General features: G+C 58.7%; 19 protein-coding genes and 2 pseudogenes. 4 read left to right on the top strand and 17 right to left on the bottom strand.

All coding sequences use genetic code 11. The annotated features are described in order from the left end of the window. Positions 1-10: 10 nt before the first annotated feature. The 10 genes from ACZ1HA_RS05755 to ACZ1HA_RS05710 all read right to left on the bottom strand — a co-directional run bounded on the left by ACZ1HA_RS05755 (position 11) and on the right by ACZ1HA_RS05710 (position 8,497). Positions 11-442, bottom strand: coding sequence for a copper chaperone PCu(A)C (locus ACZ1HA_RS05755; protein ID WP_472713200.1), 432 nt, complete (start codon positions 440-442; stop codon positions 11-13). Continuing rightward, a complete protein-coding gene (locus ACZ1HA_RS05750; RefSeq protein ID WP_472713199.1) occupies positions 439-1,035 on the bottom strand; it encodes an SCO family protein in 597 nt (198 codons plus the stop codon). The genes ACZ1HA_RS05755 and ACZ1HA_RS05750 overlap by 4 nt, the downstream gene beginning before the upstream one ends. Next, positions 1,032-1,874 carry an ABC transporter ATP-binding protein gene (locus tag ACZ1HA_RS05745; protein WP_375227970.1) on the bottom strand — a complete coding sequence of 281 codons (843 nt, stop codon included), beginning with the start codon at positions 1,872-1,874 and terminating at the stop codon, positions 1,032-1,034. Before ACZ1HA_RS05745 ends, ACZ1HA_RS05750 begins: the two co-directional genes overlap by 4 nt. Next, positions 1,867-2,532 carry a hypothetical protein gene (locus ACZ1HA_RS05740; protein ID WP_472713198.1) on the bottom strand — a complete coding sequence of 222 codons (666 nt, stop codon included), beginning with the start codon at positions 2,530-2,532 and terminating at the stop codon, positions 1,867-1,869. The genes ACZ1HA_RS05745 and ACZ1HA_RS05740 overlap by 8 nt, the downstream gene beginning before the upstream one ends. Next, the gene (locus tag ACZ1HA_RS05735; protein WP_472713197.1) at positions 2,532-3,320 is read right to left on the bottom strand and encodes an ABC transporter permease; all 789 of its coding nucleotides are present in this window, start codon (positions 3,318-3,320) and stop codon (positions 2,532-2,534) included. Before ACZ1HA_RS05735 ends, ACZ1HA_RS05740 begins: the two co-directional genes overlap by 1 nt. A 173-nt stretch (positions 3,321-3,493) precedes the next feature. Continuing rightward, positions 3,494-4,870 (bottom strand): ABC transporter substrate-binding protein, encoded by a 1,377-nt coding sequence (locus ACZ1HA_RS05730; RefSeq protein WP_375227973.1) that lies wholly within the window; start codon positions 4,868-4,870, stop codon positions 3,494-3,496. A 308-nt stretch (positions 4,871-5,178) separates the two neighbouring features. Beyond that, entirely contained in the window at positions 5,179-6,135 is a 957-nt protein-coding gene (locus ACZ1HA_RS05725; protein WP_472713196.1) for a HEAT repeat domain-containing protein, read from the bottom strand. Between the two features lie 7 nt (positions 6,136-6,142). Further along, the gene (locus ACZ1HA_RS05720) at positions 6,143-6,388 is read right to left on the bottom strand and encodes a 4Fe-4S dicluster domain-containing protein (RefSeq protein ID WP_472713195.1); all 246 of its coding nucleotides are present in this window, start codon (positions 6,386-6,388) and stop codon (positions 6,143-6,145) included. An 11-nt stretch (positions 6,389-6,399) separates the two neighbouring features. Next, on the bottom strand, positions 6,400-8,142 hold the full coding sequence (locus ACZ1HA_RS05715; RefSeq protein ID WP_436399440.1) for a fumarate reductase/succinate dehydrogenase flavoprotein subunit: 1,743 nt from the start codon (positions 8,140-8,142) through the stop codon (positions 6,400-6,402). Positions 8,143-8,206: 64 nt separating this feature from the next. After that, complete coding sequence (locus tag ACZ1HA_RS05710) at positions 8,207-8,497, bottom strand: gamma-butyrobetaine hydroxylase-like domain-containing protein (RefSeq protein ID WP_436399441.1); 291 nt, start codon at positions 8,495-8,497, stop codon at positions 8,207-8,209. Between the two features lie 120 nt (positions 8,498-8,617). Here ACZ1HA_RS05710 and fdxA point away from each other — a divergent pair, with 120 nt between their 5' ends. Together fdxA and ACZ1HA_RS05700 are read left to right on the top strand one after the other, a co-directional pair. Then, entirely contained in the window at positions 8,618-8,959 is a 342-nt protein-coding gene (gene fdxA, locus ACZ1HA_RS05705) for a ferredoxin FdxA (RefSeq protein WP_472713194.1), read from the top strand. A gap of 11 nt (positions 8,960-8,970) precedes the next feature. Next, positions 8,971-9,770 (top strand): annotated as a pseudogene (locus ACZ1HA_RS05700) (ferredoxin--NADP reductase). Here ACZ1HA_RS05700 and ACZ1HA_RS05695 read toward each other — a convergent pair. After that, positions 9,760-10,458 carry a DsbA family protein gene (locus ACZ1HA_RS05695; protein WP_472713193.1) on the bottom strand — a complete coding sequence of 233 codons (699 nt, stop codon included), beginning with the start codon at positions 10,456-10,458 and terminating at the stop codon, positions 9,760-9,762. The pseudogene ACZ1HA_RS05700 and the gene ACZ1HA_RS05695 overlap by 11 nt on opposite strands. A 438-nt stretch (positions 10,459-10,896) precedes the next feature. On the opposite strand from ACZ1HA_RS05695, the gene ACZ1HA_RS05690 reads away from it, so the two are divergent. Beyond that, positions 10,897-11,103: a KTSC domain-containing protein gene (locus ACZ1HA_RS05690; protein WP_472713192.1), complete on the top strand. Its 207-nt coding sequence runs from the start codon at positions 10,897-10,899 to the stop codon at positions 11,101-11,103. 547 nt (positions 11,104-11,650) lie between these two features. On the opposite strand, the gene ACZ1HA_RS05685 is transcribed toward ACZ1HA_RS05690, so the two are convergent. From ACZ1HA_RS05685 to ACZ1HA_RS05675, 3 genes are read right to left on the bottom strand one after another with little or no spacing between them, the layout of a single operon-like run. After that, complete coding sequence (locus ACZ1HA_RS05685) at positions 11,651-12,316, bottom strand: alpha/beta hydrolase (protein WP_472713191.1); 666 nt, start codon at positions 12,314-12,316, stop codon at positions 11,651-11,653. Then, the gene (locus tag ACZ1HA_RS05680) at positions 12,313-12,930 is read right to left on the bottom strand and encodes a DNA-3-methyladenine glycosylase family protein (protein ID WP_472715289.1); all 618 of its coding nucleotides are present in this window, start codon (positions 12,928-12,930) and stop codon (positions 12,313-12,315) included. The genes ACZ1HA_RS05685 and ACZ1HA_RS05680 overlap by 4 nt, the downstream gene beginning before the upstream one ends. Positions 12,931-12,940: 10 nt before the next feature. Next, on the bottom strand, positions 12,941-13,684 hold the full coding sequence (locus ACZ1HA_RS05675) for a precorrin-6A/cobalt-precorrin-6A reductase (protein ID WP_472713190.1): 744 nt from the start codon (positions 13,682-13,684) through the stop codon (positions 12,941-12,943). A gap of 77 nt (positions 13,685-13,761) precedes the next feature. On the opposite strand from ACZ1HA_RS05675, the gene ACZ1HA_RS05670 reads away from it, so the two are divergent. Next, a complete protein-coding gene (locus tag ACZ1HA_RS05670; RefSeq protein ID WP_472713189.1) occupies positions 13,762-14,985 on the top strand; it encodes an MFS transporter in 1,224 nt (407 codons plus the stop codon). Positions 14,986-15,045: 60 nt separating this feature from the next. Here ACZ1HA_RS05670 and ACZ1HA_RS05665 read toward each other — a convergent pair whose 3' ends face one another. The 3 genes and pseudogenes from ACZ1HA_RS05665 to cimA form a co-directional block, all read right to left on the bottom strand. Then, a complete protein-coding gene (locus ACZ1HA_RS05665) occupies positions 15,046-15,816 on the bottom strand; it encodes a squalene/phytoene synthase family protein (protein WP_472713188.1) in 771 nt (256 codons plus the stop codon). Beyond that, positions 15,813-16,439 carry a class I SAM-dependent methyltransferase gene (locus ACZ1HA_RS05660; protein ID WP_472713187.1) on the bottom strand — a complete coding sequence of 209 codons (627 nt, stop codon included), beginning with the start codon at positions 16,437-16,439 and terminating at the stop codon, positions 15,813-15,815. The genes ACZ1HA_RS05665 and ACZ1HA_RS05660 overlap by 4 nt, the downstream gene beginning before the upstream one ends. Positions 16,440-16,530: 91 nt before the next feature. Next, positions 16,531-18,154, bottom strand: a pseudogene (cimA, locus tag ACZ1HA_RS05655) (citramalate synthase). Positions 18,155-18,333: the final 179 nt, after the last annotated feature.

The following is an 18,333-nucleotide window of genomic DNA, read 5'->3' as shown; positions in this document are numbered from 1 at the left end:
GCCAGATAGTTCACGAACCGCTCTGCCGGGTCTTGACCTCGGCGGCGACATTCAGGGTTTCACCATCAGCGAACAGGAGTTTAAGGTCGACGACGTCACCGACCTTTGCGGGCGTTTCGGGTCGCATCAGCATGATGTGCAGACTACCAGGTTGCAGTACCACACTTTGCCCCGGTGCCAGATCCAACTGATGCACCATGCTCATGGTGGCGATACCGTCCTTTGACTCGCTCATGTGCAAATGCGCCATTCCATAGCCGACAGCCTCAACGCCGATCACGCTGCGCAGTCTGTTTGTGGTGTTCTCCAGCTTCATATAAGCCGCCTGCGCCATCGAGCCTGGCGGCGATTGGGGCACATAGGCGTTGGTGGCTTTGATATCCTGCGCCATGGCCATGGTTGCGGTCATCAAAAGAGATGCTGTTGCAATCGATCGGATCATTTGGAAAGCTCCTTGCGGTAGGTGATCTGAAGACGCGCAAGGAATTCTGCGGTCAGTCCAGAATCGAACGGCGGCTGTAGTTTGGCCCTGAGTGTGCCATCCGGCGCGATGACGGATACAGCCGATGTATGCTGCACGTCATAAGCGCCGTCTGCGTCAGGGGGCATCAAGCGGTAATAGCCATCGGATATCTCAACAAAGGCGTCGATGTTTTCGCGGGTGCCCGTCATGCTGCGAAAGTCCGGATGAAAGAAAGGTCCATACTCGCTGATGTACCCAGCATCGCGTTCAGGATCGACGGATAGAAACCAGACCTTTGGCACGTTATCGGGCCGCACACGCATACCGGTTTCAGCCACGGCAGCTTCCAGGTTGCCCAGCGTAAACGGACAAACATCCGGACAGGTCAGAAAACCAATCATCACAAGCGTCCACTGATCTTTCAGATCGCTGCTTTGATAGGTTTGGCCATTTTCGTCGTAAAATGAGAGCGTTGGCAGGGCGACAGGTTCGTCCAGCATGACACCCTGCACCTGCGCCTTAACACTGGTACCAAGGACCAAGGCAAACAGAAGGACGGCATATCGGGTCATTGGTTCTGCTCCGCAAACGCCTTGCGGCTTTCAGACTTGATTGTGTCCAGACAGAATTGCCGTGCTTCCATGTATTCCGGTGTAGCGGCCATATCGGTGGATCTCGGGCGTGATAGCCTGATCCGCACGTCCTCGATGATCCGGCCGGGGGCGGCGCTCATGATCAGCACGCGGTCGGCCAGGAAAACCGCTTCATCCACATCATGGGTTACAAAAACAACTGTGGTGCCGAACTTCCGCCAGATATCAAGCAAGCTTTCCTGCATCATCAGCCGCGTCTGAGCGTCAAGCGCGCCAAAGGGTTCATCCATCAGCAAGACGCTGGGATAATTGGCCAGCGCGCGGGCGATACCAACGCGTTGTTGCATGCCGCCCGATAACTCCGCCGGATAACGGTCCCCGAATTTTTTCAGACCGACAAGCCCCAGGAAGGTATTCGCAACAGACCCCGCCTCGGTCCGCGACGCGCCAGCCATTTTGGGGCCAAAGGCGACGTTTTCGTAGACCGTTTTCCAGGGGAGAAGGGAATACTGCTGAAAGACCATGCCGCGGTCCGGACCGGGGCCCTTCACCTCAGAATCATCAACGGCGACGCTGCCGGTGGTTGGCTCAACATATCCTGCAATCGCATTGAGCAGCGTGGATTTTCCACAGCCGGACGGCCCGAGGATGCACACAAACTCTCCGGCGGCGATATCGATTGATGTCGTCTCAACCGCTCTATGCGCTGTCGCCCCGCGTCCAAAGGTGATCGAAACCTCGTTGATCTTGATCTCACCCTTATCGGATTGGGCCTGCGCCGTGCCCTCTGGCCGTTTGAACTTCAGAACATCAAGCATGCTTCAGGCTCCCACTTACGATCCGAGGCTGGCGTGCTTTTCGCCATGCCAGAAAAACGATGGTGCAAAACAGCAGGCCAAACCCGGCAAGGTTCAGCACAGGCCCCATGGATTCAAGCGCCAGCGACGTCGAGACACCCAGACCCAGCATTGCAAGGCCAACGACCCAGGACGGGGCTGCGCAACACACCACCCAGCTCATCGTGGCGTTGGTCATGGCAATCAGAATTGTGCCCAGACCAGTTGCCGCCCTCAGCGTTGTACCGGTCACGGTGTCACATTGGTCGCGCCGCAGCAGGCTGAGGCAAAGGGCGACCAGGGCACCCAGCACGAACAGAACCATCATGCGGACAGGCACCACGTTCAGGCTCCATTCCGAAATGCCCGTGCCGTAGTCATAGTTCATCTTGCCAATTTCTATCAGCCATTCCTGATTGACGATGGGCATGATGTCAGACCACGACGGCGTTGATTTGATGATGTGGATGACATTGCCAATCCAGTCATATCCAACCACGTAGTTTGGCAAAGCCTGAAACCGCACCATCAGGGCAATCATCATTAACACCTGCATCAGCAGAGCAAACATCAGCCCCATGACGATCATGCGCCGCCAGTCCTGGCGCATGGCGCGACCAATTGTTGTCAGAACATTCATCAGCGTGCCCTTTTTTGCCATTTGAGCATTGGCGCTGTGGCAAGTTTCACAGCAGCAGTCGACGCCGTGCCCAATCCACCGATCACCAGCATTCCCACGACGATGTCCTGATAGTTGATCAGGCTGTAGGCATTCCAGGTGAAGTAGCCGATCCCGTACTGACCCGAGATGATCTCTCCGGCGAGCAGGGAGAACCAGCTCACACCCATGCCAATTGCGAGCCCCGCTGCAATGGAGGGCAGCGCAGCCGGGATCACGACATGGCGGAACACATCCATGCGCGAGGCCCCGAGGGATTGCACCGCACGCACCAGAACCTCAGGGGTTTGTTCGACCCCGTGCAAGGTGTTCAGCACAATCGGGAAGAGCGCCCCAAGGAAGGTGATGTAGATGATCGAGCTTTCCTCGGTCGGCCACATCAGGATGGCCAGAGGGATCCATGCCACCGCAGGAATGGGGCGGATCACTTCAATATATGGCATCACAAAGGCGCGGGCGATCCGCGAACGCCCCATGATCAGGCCGATCCCAATGCCCAGCACAACAGCGAAGGAATAGCTGATCAGGATGCGGCGCATGGAAACGCCGATGTGGGTCCAGAAAATTTCGGTCTGAATGTGGGCGATGAAAGCGGTGAACACCTTGAGCGGCGCCGGCACATTCGAGAAGTTGATGTAAAAGTCGAGGTTTGTGGCTGTAGCAATGTGCCATAAGACCACCCCAATGCTGAGCGAGACCAAAGCGATCCCGGCGTTCTGCAAAAGGTCCGGTGAGATGCGGGAGAACACTGGAAACAGCCGCAGCAGGCACGGCTTTTGCAGCGGCGCCCCCTGCTGGAGCAGTGACGGTCTCCTCGCTTTTTGCCAATGGCTGCATGAAATTGCCTTCCATCTGGGTTGGTGCTTGCAGGCCCGAAAGAAACTCGGGCAGATGCCCGCCCGAGATCTGCGTCGGTTGTGGCTCAGCTTTCAGATGCGAAGTCCGCGATAGCATCATCGAAAGAAATGAGCGCCCCTGCGTTCGCGTTGGCATAGGCCTCTGCCTCGCCTTTGCGCAGGAAAGTTGCGTAGTCATCACCAGCTTTGACCCAGAACGCAGTCTTGCCAAAAAGCTTCAGACCCGTTTCCACGTCATAAACATATGTGGCGTTTACCAGTGCAGCCGTTGCCCGGATGTCTGCCATGCCTTTCAGGAAGTCCGCTGCATTGGCATAAGTGCTCACGCCATCGCGGGAGTGCCAGATTTCCATCGGCAGCCCTTTGTTCGCAACCTCCGGGTCAACCATCGTGGCTTTGTCCGCTTCGTAATCGACACCCATGTCGGCATATGCCGCCTTAAGATAGTCCTCGGTGATCCACGCATCGAAATCGAGTGGTGGGATCGCCTTTTCCTTGACCAGCACACTGTGGTTGAACTTCAGCGCGTCAACCCATTCGGTTTTGATCGACGGCTCAAGCGTCAGGTGTCCGCCTTCGGAGAAATAAAGGTACAGAACTTCTTTTTCGACTCCGGTCCAGCTTTCCATTTCGGTCACAGCGCGCATGGGGTCTTCGCGGATCCACTCGCCGGCCTCGTAGACCGCCTTGATGAAGGCCTGAACAACCTCCGGATACTCTTCTGCAAAATCCTGACGCACCACAACGCCGTGCAGGTACGGCACGCCCGTCTCTGACCCATCATAGATTTTGCGGCCTGTGCCACGATACTCCATGATTTCTGACCATGGGCAGAAGTCGGAATGCGCGTCGATCTTTCCCGCCGCAATATTGGCGGCACCAACTGCAGGGCTTTGGTTCTTCAGCACATACTCGGACGTGGGGATCCCATTGTCCTGCATGGCCTTCAGCAACATGCCCCACGCAGCGGACCCGACGGGTGTCGAGACCTCTTTACCTTTTAACTGGTCAATGGAGTATAGATCGCTGTCCACGGGAACGACGATTGCGTTGCCTGACCCCTTGAGGTTGTAGCCCGTGCCGGCGACATAGACGGTGCGCAGGCTGTCGGTTTCCTGAAACTTCGCGCCATTTACGATCAGCGGATAGTCACCCATCACGCCAAAGTTCAGTTTGTTCGCCAGCATCTGGTTGGTGATTGGTCCGCCTGAGCTGTAGTCAGCCCAACTGATATCATATTCGGCGTCGGCATACTTGCCATCCGTCGGCAGGTGCTTTTCCAGGAGGCCAAGCTCTTTGATCACGATGCCGGCCGTGTAGGTGTCAGTGCACATCGACTGGTGACCGACGGCAATCGCAATCTCCTCTGCCTGCGCTGCATAGCCAAGCGGTATCATGGTCGCAGCCAGCAGTGCAGTTTTCAAACGTGTTCTGTATTCCATGTCGTTCTCCGTTGCTGGGTCTTTTTTGTTTGTCGCCATCAGTAAACAGCCGGATCGCGGGATTGCGCAGCGTTTTAGGGGGTGATTTGGCCGAATTCGCGCGAAGCACAAAATATGAGCGGGAAACCTGGCGAGGATGGTTAGAATTAGGCGCAAAAAAGTTGGAATTCAAAAATATGATTAAGAATCGCGCGCAAGTTTTATAATTTAAAAACAATATCTTAATAGGTTTTTTAAGTGCAGTAAGCACCCCGTGGCCGGAACCGCGGGGTGTAAGACAAAAGCTCAGTTTGACCGATCAAAAAGGGTTATTGCACACCCAATTTACCCAAGGCCCAACGCACATTTTTGCGCACGTCCGGATCAGGATCGTCTTTGTATTTCTCAAGGAAAGGCAGCGTCTCCGACACGGCCATTTCGCCCAAAACCGCCGCACATTCCTTGCGCAGGTTTGGCACCGGTACATCCATCATCGGCGCAATTTCAATTGCAGCTTCCGTGGCGTTCAACTTCCCAAGGGACCGAACGGCCTTGACCCGAACCTGCCAATACTCATCGCCAAGTGCAGCGCGTAGCATCGGCACACAGGTTTCATCCCCAGCCTTTGCCAACGTCTCGGCTGCGGCTTCCCGGACGATCCATTCAGGGTCTTCCAGACCCTTGATCAACGTCGCCTCAGCATGTTCTGATCTGGAAAAACCCAAAGCGGCCAGTGCGGTTCGGCGCACCTGCGTGTCGCCGTCCCTGGCAGCGTCCCGTAAAGCGGGCAAGGATCCTTCGTCCTGAAGCCAGCCAATCACGCCAACTGCTTCGATACGCACCCCCGCATCGGCGTGCTGTAAAGCTTTGATCGCTGGTCCCATGGCCTCTGGCCGCCGCAACTCTTTGATTCCGGCGAGGCAGGCCCGTAGCTTCACTGTATCAGTCGCGCCCAGATGTGGCAGGATCGCGTCACCGGAGGCGGGATCCTTCAGTTCTGTCAGGCTTATTGCCGCCGCTTGCACAACCGTCGGATCGCCGTCAGTCAGCGCAGTGACCAGGGCCGCAGCCGTCTCTGGCCCATCGAAATCGGTCAGCGCCTGCGCCGCTTGTTTCCGCACACCCGGCGCGTCATCCGCAATAGCGCGCGCCAGATGCGGGATCGCAGCGGGATCTGCACTGTCAGCCAGTTCAATCACTGCCATAATACGCCCGCCAGGGGACGGGTCATCCAGCGCCTCGGCGAGTTCACCAATTTCGTCAAAGTCTTCAAAGAGCGCGGTCATAGCAGCCTCACTTCAACAGGAACGGCAGGTTCACAGTCACGGCTCCCGTGGGGCAATCGGCCTCGCACGGCATGCAATACCAGCATTCGTCATATTTCATATGCGCAGTGACGGGGCTACCATCGGGCGCTTCGACAATCCGCAAGACATCCAAGGGGCAGACATCGACGCAGACAGTGCAACCTTTGTCCGCGATGCACAGCGCGTCATCAACAACAACAGGAACAACGGTGGAGGTTTGGGCCAAAGGCATGATTTCGTTCCTTATTCTGCTGCGACAGTGCTGGTAACGCGCTGATTGTTGTAGGCGTCTTTTTCATCGTCATCGATGTCGACAATATACGGATCAACCGCCTTCTTGCTGTGCGCCGGCTTGCCATCGTCGCCTTTGGTCAGGATGGTATGGCAAAACCAGTTCTCATCATCGCGGTCATATTCAACACGGTTGTGATAGAGGCCCCACCGGCTTTCCGTACGGTAAAGCGATGCCGCTGCAGCCATGTCCGCGCAATCCATGATCGCGGAAGCCTCAAGCGACCGCATCAGCTCGTGGCTGTCGCGCACATACATCTCGTTTTCCATGTCATGGCGCACTTCCGCAAAGCGGCGCTGTGCCAGCTCCATCTTTGCAGTTACCTTCGGGGGCTGAAGATAATCATTCACAAAGCGGCGCGTCTTGTACTCGATCTGGTTCGGTGGGATGCCATCATCACGCCTGGTTGGTGCCAGAACGCGTTCACGCTCGGCATCTACTTCGCCCATATCAAAGTCGGCGAAGTCGACATCTTTCACGAAGTCGACCGCATCCAGTCCCGCAAACGCCCCATTGGTGAAGGCGCCCAGCATGTAGTTATGCGGCACGTTCGCCATATCGCCGGCAGCATAGAGGCCATCAATGGTGGTGCGCGCCCGTTCATCAACAAAGACTCCGCTGGCTGAGTGACCGGAGCAGAACCCGATCTCTGAGATGTGCATCTCGATCATATCTGTGCGGTAATCTGTGCCGCGCCCTTTGTGGAAGTGGCCGCGGGTGGGGCGCTCCACGATGTGCAACACACGTTCGATTTCAGCCACGGTTTCTTCGGCCAGATGGTTCAGCTTGAGATACACGGGCCCTTTGCCCCCCTGCAGCTCGTCATAGAACTCCTGCATCATCTGGCCGGACCAATAGTCACATTCGATGAAGCGTTCGCCGCTTGCGTTCGCCGTGTAGCCCCCCATCGGGCCTGCAACATACGCGCAAGCCGGTCCATTGTAGTCCTTGATCAGCGGATTGATCTGAAAACACTCAAGATTCGCGAGACCGGCACCAGCGTGATAGGCCATAGAATAGCCTTCGCCCGAGTTTGAGGCGTTCTCATACGTGCCATAGAGGTAACCGGAGGAAGGGAGCCCCAGACGCCCGGCGGCTCCCAGAGACATAATCACGGCCTTCGCACGCACCACGAGGAACTCCGCTGTGCGGGTGTTTACACATACCGCACCCGCGATGCGACCCTCGCCTGTGAGCAAGCGCGTCGCCATGTAGCGATTTACGATATTGATGCGCGCCTTGCGCAACTGACGGTAAAGCGCTTTTTTGACGGTATCACCATTGGGCATCGGGAGAACGTAGGTGCCTATGTGGTGTACTTTCTTTACGTCGTACTCGCCGTTCTGGTCCTTTTGGAACCGGATGCCAAACTGATCAAGCTCTTCGATGATGCTGTAGCATTCCTCAGCATACCGGTAGACCGCTTTTTGATCGACGATCCCGTCGTTCGCGATGGTAATCTCCTTGGTGTACTGCTCAGGCGTGGCGTAACCGGGAATAACCGAGTTGTTCAGGCCGTCCATACCCATGGATATTGCACCAGAGCGTTTTACATTGGCTTTGTCGAGCAAAACGACATTGGCTTCCGGGTTCTTGCGCTTGGCCTTGATCGCGGCCATTGGGCCTGCGGTGCCGCCGCCAATGATCAGGATGTCGCATTCAATCTGCGTCGTTCCATCCAGTATTTCGTCCATGAAAAGCTCCCGTCGTCATGTGGTGTTCTCAGCCTGCGCGCTGCTGCGGCGCGGCAAATGTCAACTAGTTTCCGTATTTGTCAGAAAGCTCGCGCAAATAGACAAATGGATAGACTGCGCGGTCATGACCGTCTGAAAAATGGACGTTTACGCCGGCTGGTCCCACCTGCACGAGGTTGGTTATGGTCAGACCCTCTGCCACCGCAATCTCACCATGATCGATTCGTGCCCTTGTGGAATAGGCATCCCGCGCCTCACGACGCAGCACTGCGGCAGACAGTTCGGATGTGGCACCATCCTTCCATTCAACGATCAGGTTACGGCAGTCCGGAGTGGCGGAAAGGCAGTCGATCATTCGTATCTCCTTTATTCCGTCCAGAATTGCCGCAATGCAGAATCGCTCAATAGCAATTTGTTTACGGACACGTTTTCTGCGCCGCGGCACCATGAAGAAAAACAACGAAGAGAGCGCGCCATGACTTTCGTAGTCACCGACAATTGTATCGCCTGCAAATACACAGACTGTGTGTCTGTCTGCCCCGTAGACTGCTTCTATGAAGGCGAGAACATGCTCGTCATCGATCCGGTGGAATGCATCGACTGCGGTGTGTGCGAACCCGAATGTCCCGCCGATGCGATTCGTGCCGATACCGAAGAAGGCATGAAACAGTGGGTCATCTTCAACGAAAAGTACGCGAAGATCTGGCCCGTCATCACCGAGGCCAAGGATCCCTTGCCCACAGCCGAAGAACTCGACGGGCAGACAGGCAAACTTGAGAGCCATTTCTCAGAGAAACCCGCCGCCGAAGCGGCTTAGAGGACGCTATCATGAATATTCAGACGACGACCGGTGCCAAGGTCTTGCCGGATGCGCAGACCGTGAAGTCTGTGGAACACTGGACTGACACGCTGTTTTCCTTTCGGGTATCGCGCCCCCCTCGCTGCGCTTTCGGTCCGGCGAATTTGTGATGATCGGATTGCTGAAAGATGACGGCAAGCCCTTGCTGCGCGCCTATTCCATTGCGTCACCAAGTTGGGATGAAGAGTTAGAGTTCTACTCTATTAAAGTGCCCGACGGGCCCTTGACCTCACGCCTGCAAAAGATCGTGCCGGGTGATGAGATTATCCTACGCCCAAAGCCCGTGGGCACGCTGGTGCTGGACGCGCTCTTGCCCGGGAAACGACTCTGGATGATTTGTACAGGCACTGGCGTTGCCCCTTTCGCCTCACTCCTGCGCGACCCGGAAACCTATGAGCAATACGACCAGGTGATCCTGGCCCACACCTGCCGCACAAGGGACGAACTGGCTTATGGGCGCAGGCTGGTTGAAGCCTTGCCGGATGACCCGCTGATTGGTGAACTCGTGGGCGATAAACTGACGTATTACCCGACCACCACACGGGAGCATTCCGGCATCGAAGGCCGGATCAGCGATCACCTGCGTGATGGGCGCGTATTCGAAGCGCTGGGATTGTCGGCATGGAACAGCAATGATGACCGGGTTATGGTCTGCGGCAATCTGGCGTTGAACAAAGACATCATGTCGATCTGCGAAGAACACGGTTTGGCTGAAGGGGCCAATTCGGACCCTAAACACTTCGTTGTTGAGAAGGCGTTTATTGACTGACCCAATCGGCAACGAGTTCTTCGGCATCCGTTGAACCAAAACTGACGGACGTTGGTGTCACAAAAGCGGGTGTGCCGAGGACCTGCAGAGCAACAGCCATGTCCCGGTTGGTGGAGATCCGGTCCGATACAGCGTTGCTTTTCATTTCCGCCTCGACTGCGGTCCAATCCAGCCCCTGCGCGCGGGCGATGTCTTCAAATGTGACCGCGCGCAATGGGCCTTTGATGGACCACAAGGCTTCATGGACCGCGCGGTACTGCTCTGGGCTGCCAAGGTTCTTTACCGCCAGCGCGAAACGCGCGCCCCGTTCAGACCCGGGGGAGAGAATGGGCAAATGCCGCATTTCCACCCGGATGTCTGGGTAATCTTCTAATGCCGCCTGCAACTTTGGATGCAGCGCTTTGCAGGGCGCACATCGGTAGTCGAAGAATTCAATGACAGTGAGCGCGGCGTCTGTCGGTCCAATGCCCAGAACGGCGGGTTCGGCGAACATCTCCGCATACTTCGCGATTTGTGCAGTTTGCGCCGTGCGCGCCTCGCGCTTTGACAGCGCCTCCATCGCTTCGAGAATTATCTCGGGGTGCGCCAGGAGATAAGTCCGCACCCGCTCCTCAAATTCCTGGTCAGTCATGTCAGCCGCAGCCGATTGGAGAGAAAGCATCAGTGCTCCCGCTGAAACGGCAGCCACCCTCCGAAGAAACCCCTTACGCCAAACTGTGCCAACCCTTACAAAACCCAAAGGCATCATTCGATTTATCCCTGCATCTTATCTGGCAAGATGGCTCATGACCCTTGCAAGAAGACTTTAGAGGATTCCGGTCGCGTCTCCCTTTTTTGCGCAGCAGCGCGGGGCTTCAAATTTTGGGAACGCCAAGATTCTGCAGCATTTGACGCGTTGCGTATTACTTATTGAGCAATCCGGTGACGTCGGAACAGGGATGTCACAAATCCAGGGGCGCGTACCCCTGTTTAGGTTCTAGAGTTGAGCGGTATGCAAAAGAAGGGTGAGGTAATGCCACGCTCGGTTGTCCTTCAGAGTTTGAAGCGATCTATGAAGGCTTGTTACGACCTTTGGTGCCCGCCTTTGACCGAGCCGGAAATAGAACGGGCGCATGTCTGTTCGAGTATGATTTCATCCGTTGGGTTTGATCCGGTCCGGCGGGCGCTTCAGGTCGAATTCAGTAATGGGCACCTATACCGTGTCGATGAGGTTCCGGCTGAGACGTATGACGCTCTTATGCAGGCAGAGAGCTTTGACTGGTACTACCGGAACTATATTTTGGGTCACTTTGAAAGTGAAAAAATCGGGATACTGATGCCGTTGGGATGCTGATCTGCAAAGGTTTTACCATTCAACGATCAACGTGCACGCCCAGTTTTTGGACGACGCCGCTGGTATCTCACGGCAAGAGTTTCTGAGATGGCCGTACTGAGACTGATAACGATGATGGCTCCGGCGATATCGTTCCCGCCTCCCTCATGTTGCTTTGAGTATTGACCAAATCAAGAACACACCACGCGTGCAGATATCTGTCCTTGTCGTCGTTGCTGATGAAAACCGCCGAGCCGGGGCAGCGCTTGTGTCCCCTGCGGCATCCACACTGCCACTCAGAATTCGGGCAAACGAAAAGAGCCCGGATTACCTCCACCCTCATACAGGGAAACGCCAAAGCGACTGATTTATCGAAGCGGGCCGTGGCAAAACGGGTGTTTGGGTCTCGACGATCTGCACTCTCCGGCACGGCTGCTTCGAAAAGACTGACTGCAAAGCAACGAAACAGTCGCTGCAATTGCGAAGAGATACTGCTTTAGCAATAGCTGATGTCGTACAAGGCCGCTTTGGCCGCAGAGCGAACATCCGCCCCCCTGAACCGCAGTCCTTAAAGGCTGAGCTTATCCCGCATAAACGCCAGAGCCACGGACAGGCCGTCAGGGGCGATGCCGTGGCCGGTGCGTTTCATGATGTGTGCGTAGACATCCTGCCAGCCCGCTTCCTGCAGGGCTTCGGCGGCCTGAGGCAGCGACTGGGGCGGGACCACATCATCCTGATCCCCGTGCACCAGAAGGACCGGCGGACGCACGACAACCTCGTCAGCCAGCGTCTCGGGGCTCAGCAGGCGGCCGGAAAAGGCGACGATGCCCGCGATCTCATCCTCGCGCCGGGGGGCCACATGCAGCGACATCATGGTTCCCTGCGAAAACCCAAAGAGCACGACCTGTTCCGGCAGCACATCTTCGTCCACCATCAGCGCGTCCAGGAACGCATTGAGATCATCAACCGCCTGGGCCATGCCGCGCATGGATTCCTCCTCAGAGGAGCCGTCAATCCACGGGATCGGAAACCACTGGAACCCCATCGGTGCGCCGGCGCAGGCTTCGGGCGCATCGGGCGCCACAAAGAGCGTATCCGGCAGGTGCTCACCCAGCGGATCGGCAAGGCCCAGCAGGTCCGCGCCATTGGCACCGTAGCCATGCAGGAAAACGACCACCGACCGCGTGTCCCCGGATACCGGCGCGCGCCGTTCTGCATTCAGTACTCTGGTCATGTGATCCCGTCCCTCTGTTTTGCCACCCGGTAGTACGCAAAGAGCAGTCGCGCTGCAACAGAGCGCCAGGGCGACCAGTCGGCGGCCATCTGGCGCAGCGCACGTTCTTTGGGGCGCTCCGGCAGATCAAACAGGATGCGAGCGGCCTCCTGAAGCGCCAGATCACCTGCGGCAAAGACATCCGGGCGGCCAAGGCTGAACATCGCATAGATCTCTGCCGTCCAGACCCCGATGCCCGGCACGGCCGTCAGCGTGCGTATCACCTCCCTGTCGGATACGTTTCGCAATGCGGGGTAATCAATCTCGGCAGAGGCCAGCGCATGGGCATAACGTGCCTTCTGGCGGCTCAGGCCGAGCCCGCGCAGGTCCTCTTCGCGGGCGGCGCGCACGGCGGCCTCTGTGGTCATGCCCGCGTCCAGCAGACGGGTCTGAATAGCGCGCGCTGACGCGACGCTGACCTGCTGGCTGATGATTGCGCTGAGCAGTTCGGAAAACCCGTCCGGCCGCCGCCTGAGCGGCAGTGGCCCTGTCGCCTCCAGCGCCTGTGCGAGACGCGGATCCTGGCGGCTGAGCCACGCGGCGCCTTCGGCCACATGGGCGTCCGTCTCGATGATATCGTCCACGTCAGGTATCAGCTTCCCAGGCCAGAGCCTCGGCGACGCTCTCGACCACCATGGCACCGACCGGTGTCGCAGGCCGGTCCACCATCAGAACCCGGATGCCAAGCTGGCGCGCGGCCAGCAGCTTGGACATGCTGGCCACCCCGCCGACGTTACGGCAGATCAGCCGGGTGATCCGGAGCGATTCAAACAGTGCTTTTTCCTGGCGCTGCGAGAAAGGTGGTTTGCCCTCAATAAATTTCAGGAAGGGGTAAGGTGGTGGTGCCGACGGCATACGGGTCTGGCGCAGATACACGACGTGGCCCCCGAAATCAGCGTAATCAGGCAGGCTGGCCCAGCCGGTATTGGAGAACACGCGGGCCTCTTCCGGCACAGCCGCAACCGCAGCGCGGGTTGTGGGATAACTGGTCCACTGATCCTGCCCTGTCGGCTGCCAGCTGCTGCGCAACACCCTCAGGTAGCGCACCTGGTGGTGGCTGCAGAACAGGCTCGCCTGATTGCTGATGTCGTTGTCAAACGGGTGGCTGGCATCGAGAACCGTGGTGACTTTCTGCTCCAGCGCCCAGTCCTGCAGTGCACCGGCATTCGCGAATGTGCCCACCCGCGTCGGCACCGGCAGAGGTTCCATCCCGCGTTCAGGTTCCGGCAGACTGGCGATCACATCCCGGCCCCGCGCGACGAGGCCGATAATCATGCCATGCGCTTCCCTGGCGCCAGCCAGGACCAGGGTCTTTCCACCGTTCTTCATGTGGTCATCATTATATCACGCAGCCGGGCAGACAAGAGGTCTTGCTCTGCAAAAGCGTGGCGACTACTGACAGGACTATGGAATACGCAGATGACAGCCGCGCCAGGCGCAATGTCGCCGTTCTGGTCCTCGCTCAGGCCTTTCTCGGCAGTCAGATCACGATGATCTTTGTGATCGGCGGACTTGCCGGTCAGCAGCTGGCATCCAACGTCTGTCTTGCGACGCTGCCGATCTCGATGATTGTTTTCGGCTCCATGACCACAGCGCCCTGGCTGTCCGGCATCATGCAGCGTTTCGGCCGCCGGACAGGGTTTCTTGTGGGGTCGACCGGCGGTCTGATCGGGGCCGCGATCTGCGCCTGGGCGCTGACCCTTGAAAGCTTCACGCTCTTTCTGCTCGGCAGTTATCTGACCGGCATCTACATGTCCGCACAGGGTTTTTACCGGTTCGCCGCAGCTGACACAGCATCTGACACCTTCCGCCCCAAGGCGATTTCCTACGTCATGGCGGGCGGTCTGCTGTCGGCGATCATCGGGCCGCAGCTGGTGGGATATCTGAGCGGCAATACGCCCGATGCCACTGTCATGCGGTTCTTTCCAATCTATATCGCGGCCATTGCCCTGAACGTCATGGGCATGATGCTTTTTGCGTTCCTCGACATTCCCCGCCCTGCCCGGTCCGCGGAAACGACGGACCGTGGCCGCAGCATCGGTGAGCTTCTGCGCACCCCGCGCATTGCCGTCGCCGTGATCTGCGCGATGGTCTCCTATGCGCTGATGAACCTCGTGATGACCTCAACGCCGCTGGCGGTCGTGGGCTGTGGCTTTGCCGTGGCCGATGCCTCAAACGTCGTCACCGGCCATGTGCTGGCGATGTTTGCACCGTCCTTTTTCACCGGGCATCTGATTGTGCGGTTCGGCGTCGAACGGATCATGGGGCTGGGACTTCTGATCCTCGGCGCCGCAGGCGCTGTTGCGCTGTCAGGTGTCGAGCTTGGCCATTTCTTTGTCGCCCTGATCCTGCTGGGGCTGGGCTGGAACTTTGGGTTTATCGGGGCCACCACCATGCTGGCCGGAGCCCACACACCGCAGGAACGTGGCAGGATGCAGGGGATCAACGATCTGCTGGTATTCGGAGGGGTGACCGTGGCGTCGCTGTCGTCAGGCGGGCTGATGAACTGCTCCGGCGGCACACCACAGGAGGGCTGGGCCGCCGTCAACATCGCGATGGTGCCGTTCCTGGTTCTGGCTGGTGCCGCGCTGATCTGGCTGATGATGCGCCCCAGGACGAGCGCCGCATAAGGGCGCTGCCCTCGGCGCGTCCCGCGCCTCACCCGGGATATTTCCGGCCAGAAGAAAGTTTCAGATGCGGCCTGCCAGGCGTGCCCGGGTCAGGCTAAGACTGCGTGTCAGGGGTGCGGGTTCAAGGTCTCCCGCGGCGACGCGCAAAGGGTGTTTTGTGACTGCGCGGAGCGTGCGGCGGGCGGCCCATCCGGAGAGCAGAACGGTCCGGGACGGGGCACTGAGTTTTTTGGGCGCATCCAGATCATTCAGCGCTTTCTGCGCCAGATCAGCGAGGGTTTCCGGGCGGCCGTCATGCAGGGGGCGTTTGCCCATTGCCTCAAGAGCAGGCAGGGCGCGCATCCAGTTGGCCATCGCGATGCCCCGAGCCGCGTGCATCAGTCCGGGGTCATCGGCATCCGGAGCACCCAATGCCGCAGCGGCCACCCGGAGCAGCGTGCCGGTTGTGCTCTCCAGGTAGTGCCAGAGTGCGGCTTCGTCGTCGAACGCCGTTGTGCCGATATCCCAGCGGCGCGCCTCGATCAGAGCGTCCAGCATCTGTGCCTGTTCCGGCTTCAGAACCAGAGCAAGCGATGTCACCACTTCGTGCCGGCGCACGATGCCGCGGGATGCGATTTCCTGAAGGGCGTCCCGCCACCACTGCAGCCGCATTTCGGCTATGATCGGTTCTTTGGTGACCCATGGTGCGCGGGACACTTCGACGTTGAACGCATAGAGCGGAAAGAGCACCGCGCGTGCAGAAACTGGTGCGGCCATCACGGCGGCAAAGCGGTCCGGATCGCCTTTCTGCACGAGAGCCGCGCAGGCGTTCAGGTCATCATCGAAGGTCATCGCGGCCTTACAACAAAGAGCGTGTAGCCGAATTCAGTACGGTGATTGCGCCAGAGCGCGGCCTCGTCCCGCCCTTCCTGTAACACGGCAGCAAGGGCCGGACCGGCCTCCGGTGTCAGCTGCGCGATCCGTGCATCCATCGGCCCGTAGTAGGCTTCCCAGGCGGCATCACTCAGACGACGTGTGCCAAGGACATCGTATCCTGCGGCGTCGATAGCAGACAGAACACCGGGTTCATCCGTCATATCCGCGTATTCCGCCCAGCCCTCCTGTGCCGTTTGAGACGGCGCATCCATGAACCAGCAGACCTGAGAGAACGCCACGGCGCCGCCTGGTGCAAGTGCGTTTTTCCAGGCATCAAGCGCCTGCCGGACCCCCAGGAAGTAGACTGCGCCCGCGCACCAGATCAGATCAAACGGGCCGGTGACCGCCGCCATATCGCCCGCGAAAATGGTGGTGCGGGGATCGGACCCATGGGCTGCCTGCGCCTGCTTCACGAACCCTTCAGCTTTGTCGAGCGCGGTGACATGCCCGTCTGGTGCAGCCGCCAGCAGAGCGGGAATATCCGCGCCCGGACCACAGGCCGCGTCACAGATCCGCGCATCCGCCGGGACACCTGCCAATTGCGTTGCCCAGGCAACATCCGCAGACTCCCCGGCCCTTCTCGGGGCAGGTCGTTGTGCAGGGTGAAAAACGCGTCCCAATAGCTGTCACTCATGCGATCTGCGCCCTGTCCCGAAGGATTTTCCAGCGAGATCGCGTCCAGCAGCGCTTCAAAGGAGGCGTCCACTATGTTCGGCGACACACCGACCGTGGACCAGCGGCGCCCCTGCCCGTCCTCACTGTCAATAATGACGCGTGTTACGGCTTCGGTCCCGCCCTGGGTGATCCGCACCTTGAAGTCCACAAGCCGCATGTCGTCGATGATGTCCTGGTAGCGCCCGAGGTCCTTGGCGAGCGCCTTGGCCAGCGCGTTGACAGGACCGCGGTCCGACCCCACCTCGTCCATGCTTTCGCTCACGGACAGCTTCTTTTCGCCATCCACTTTCACCACCACCACGGCCTCTGACAGGCTGACCATCTGGTTGTACTTGTTCTTGCGCCGCTCAACGGTGACCCGATAGCGTTTGACCTCAAAAAAGTCCGGCATCTGCCCAAGCGCCGAGCGCGCCAACAACTCGAAGCTGGCCTGGGCGGTGTCATAGGAATAGCCCTCGGCCTCGCGCGCCTTGATCGTATCGAGTATAAGGCCCAGCGCCGGATCGCCCTTGGCCACCTGCAGCCCCGCGCCCTCCAGACGTTCGCGCAGATTGGATTGCCCCGCCTGGTTGGACATCGGAATGATGCGGGCGTTGCCCACGTCCGAGGGGTCAATATGTTCATAGGTAGTGGGGTCTTTTAGGATCGCGCTGGCGTGCAGACCGGCCTTGTGAGCAAAGGCGGATGAGCCCACAAAAGCAGACTGCGCACGGGGCACACGGTTGAGCACCTCGTCCAGCATCCGCGACGTTCTTGTCAGCGTTTTCAGGGCGTTACGGGTCACACCTGTCTCAAACCGGCTGGCATAGGGCTCCTTGAGCAACAGGATCGGAATGAGCGCTGTGAGGTTGGCATTGCCGCAGCGTTCGCCCAGCCCGTTGAGCGTGCCCTGGATCTGACGCGCACCGGCATCCACGGCGGCCAGACTGCAGGCCACGGCGTTTTCGGTGTCGTTGTGCGTGTGGATGCCCAGCTGGTCGCCGGGGATACCCGCGGCAATCACCTCGGCTGTGATGCGGCCCACTTCGTCGGGCAGCGTGCCGCCGTTGGTATCGCAGAGCACGATCCAGCGGGCACCGGCTTCAAGGGCCGCCCGCAATGCGGTCAGCGCGTAGCCGGGATTGGCTTTGTAGCCGTCAAAGAAATGTTCCGCATCAAACAGCGCCTCGCGCCCCTGATCCACGATATGCGCCATAGATTTCGCAATATTTTCAGTGTTTTCATCCAGCTCAACCCCGAGCGCCGCACGCACATGGAAATCATGTGTTTTCCCCACCAGACAGACGGCACCGGTGCCCGCGTTCATCACGGCAGCAAGCACATCGTCGTTGTCTGCCGACATGCCGTTGCGCTTGGTCATGCCGAACGCGGTCATGCGCGCGCGCGTCGCCGGGGCCGCATCAAAAAACGCGCTGTCGGTAGGGTTCGCCCCGGGCCATCCGCCTTCGATGTAGTCGACGCCCAGGGCATCGAGCGCCTCCGCAAGGCTGCGCTTTTCATCCGTCGAAAACTGTACGCCCTGGGTCTGCTGGCCGTCCCGCAGGGTGGTGTCATAGAGATAAAGACGTTCTCGGGTCATGCGGTTTTTCCAGGTGTTTCCGGGGCGTCGGTGCGGCGTCGGTACCACGTCGGTTTAACGTCGGTATTACGTCGGTGCGTGGCGTGCGGTGTGTTTGCGGACTGGTAAGGGTTGGTGGGGGCTGTCGGGGTTGCCACATGCTGACAGGAAACACCTGTCTGGCACCAGGTCAGGAGTGT

This window comes from Roseobacter sp. S87 (genome assembly GCF_055693285.1).
Note: the sequence above shows the minus strand (reverse complement) of the source record. Positions and strands in the feature narration are given on the sequence as shown.

Coding starts and splice junctions, on each gene's coding strand:
- ACZ1HA_RS05755 (WP_472713200.1), bottom strand. CDS start 442: ATGATCCGATCGATTGCAACAGCATCTCTTTTGATGACCGCAACCATG.
- ACZ1HA_RS05750 (WP_472713199.1), bottom strand. CDS start 1,035: ATGACCCGATATGCCGTCCTTCTGTTTGCCTTGGTCCTTGGTACCAGT.
- ACZ1HA_RS05745 (WP_375227970.1), bottom strand. CDS start 1,874: ATGCTTGATGTTCTGAAGTTCAAACGGCCAGAGGGCACGGCGCAGGCC.
- ACZ1HA_RS05740 (WP_472713198.1), bottom strand. CDS start 2,532: ATGAATGTTCTGACAACAATTGGTCGCGCCATGCGCCAGGACTGGCGG.
- ACZ1HA_RS05730 (WP_375227973.1), bottom strand. CDS start 4,870: ATGGAATACAGAACACGTTTGAAAACTGCACTGCTGGCTGCGACCATG.
- ACZ1HA_RS05725 (WP_472713196.1), bottom strand. CDS start 6,135: ATGACCGCGCTCTTTGAAGACTTTGACGAAATTGGTGAACTCGCCGAG.
- ACZ1HA_RS05720 (WP_472713195.1), bottom strand. CDS start 6,388: ATGCCTTTGGCCCAAACCTCCACCGTTGTTCCTGTTGTTGTTGATGAC.
- ACZ1HA_RS05715 (WP_436399440.1), bottom strand. CDS start 8,142: ATGGACGAAATACTGGATGGAACGACGCAGATTGAATGCGACATCCTG.
- ACZ1HA_RS05710 (WP_436399441.1), bottom strand. CDS start 8,497: ATGATCGACTGCCTTTCCGCCACTCCGGACTGCCGTAACCTGATCGTT.
- fdxA (WP_472713194.1), top strand. CDS start 8,618: ATGACTTTCGTAGTCACCGACAATTGTATCGCCTGCAAATACACAGAC.
- ACZ1HA_RS05690 (WP_472713192.1), top strand. CDS start 10,897: ATGATTTCATCCGTTGGGTTTGATCCGGTCCGGCGGGCGCTTCAGGTC.
- ACZ1HA_RS05685 (WP_472713191.1), bottom strand. CDS start 12,316: ATGACCAGAGTACTGAATGCAGAACGGCGCGCGCCGGTATCCGGGGAC.
- ACZ1HA_RS05675 (WP_472713190.1), bottom strand. CDS start 13,684: ATGAAGAACGGTGGAAAGACCCTGGTCCTGGCTGGCGCCAGGGAAGCG.
- ACZ1HA_RS05670 (WP_472713189.1), top strand. CDS start 13,762: ATGGAATACGCAGATGACAGCCGCGCCAGGCGCAATGTCGCCGTTCTG.
- ACZ1HA_RS05665 (WP_472713188.1), bottom strand. CDS start 15,816: ATGACCTTCGATGATGACCTGAACGCCTGCGCGGCTCTCGTGCAGAAA.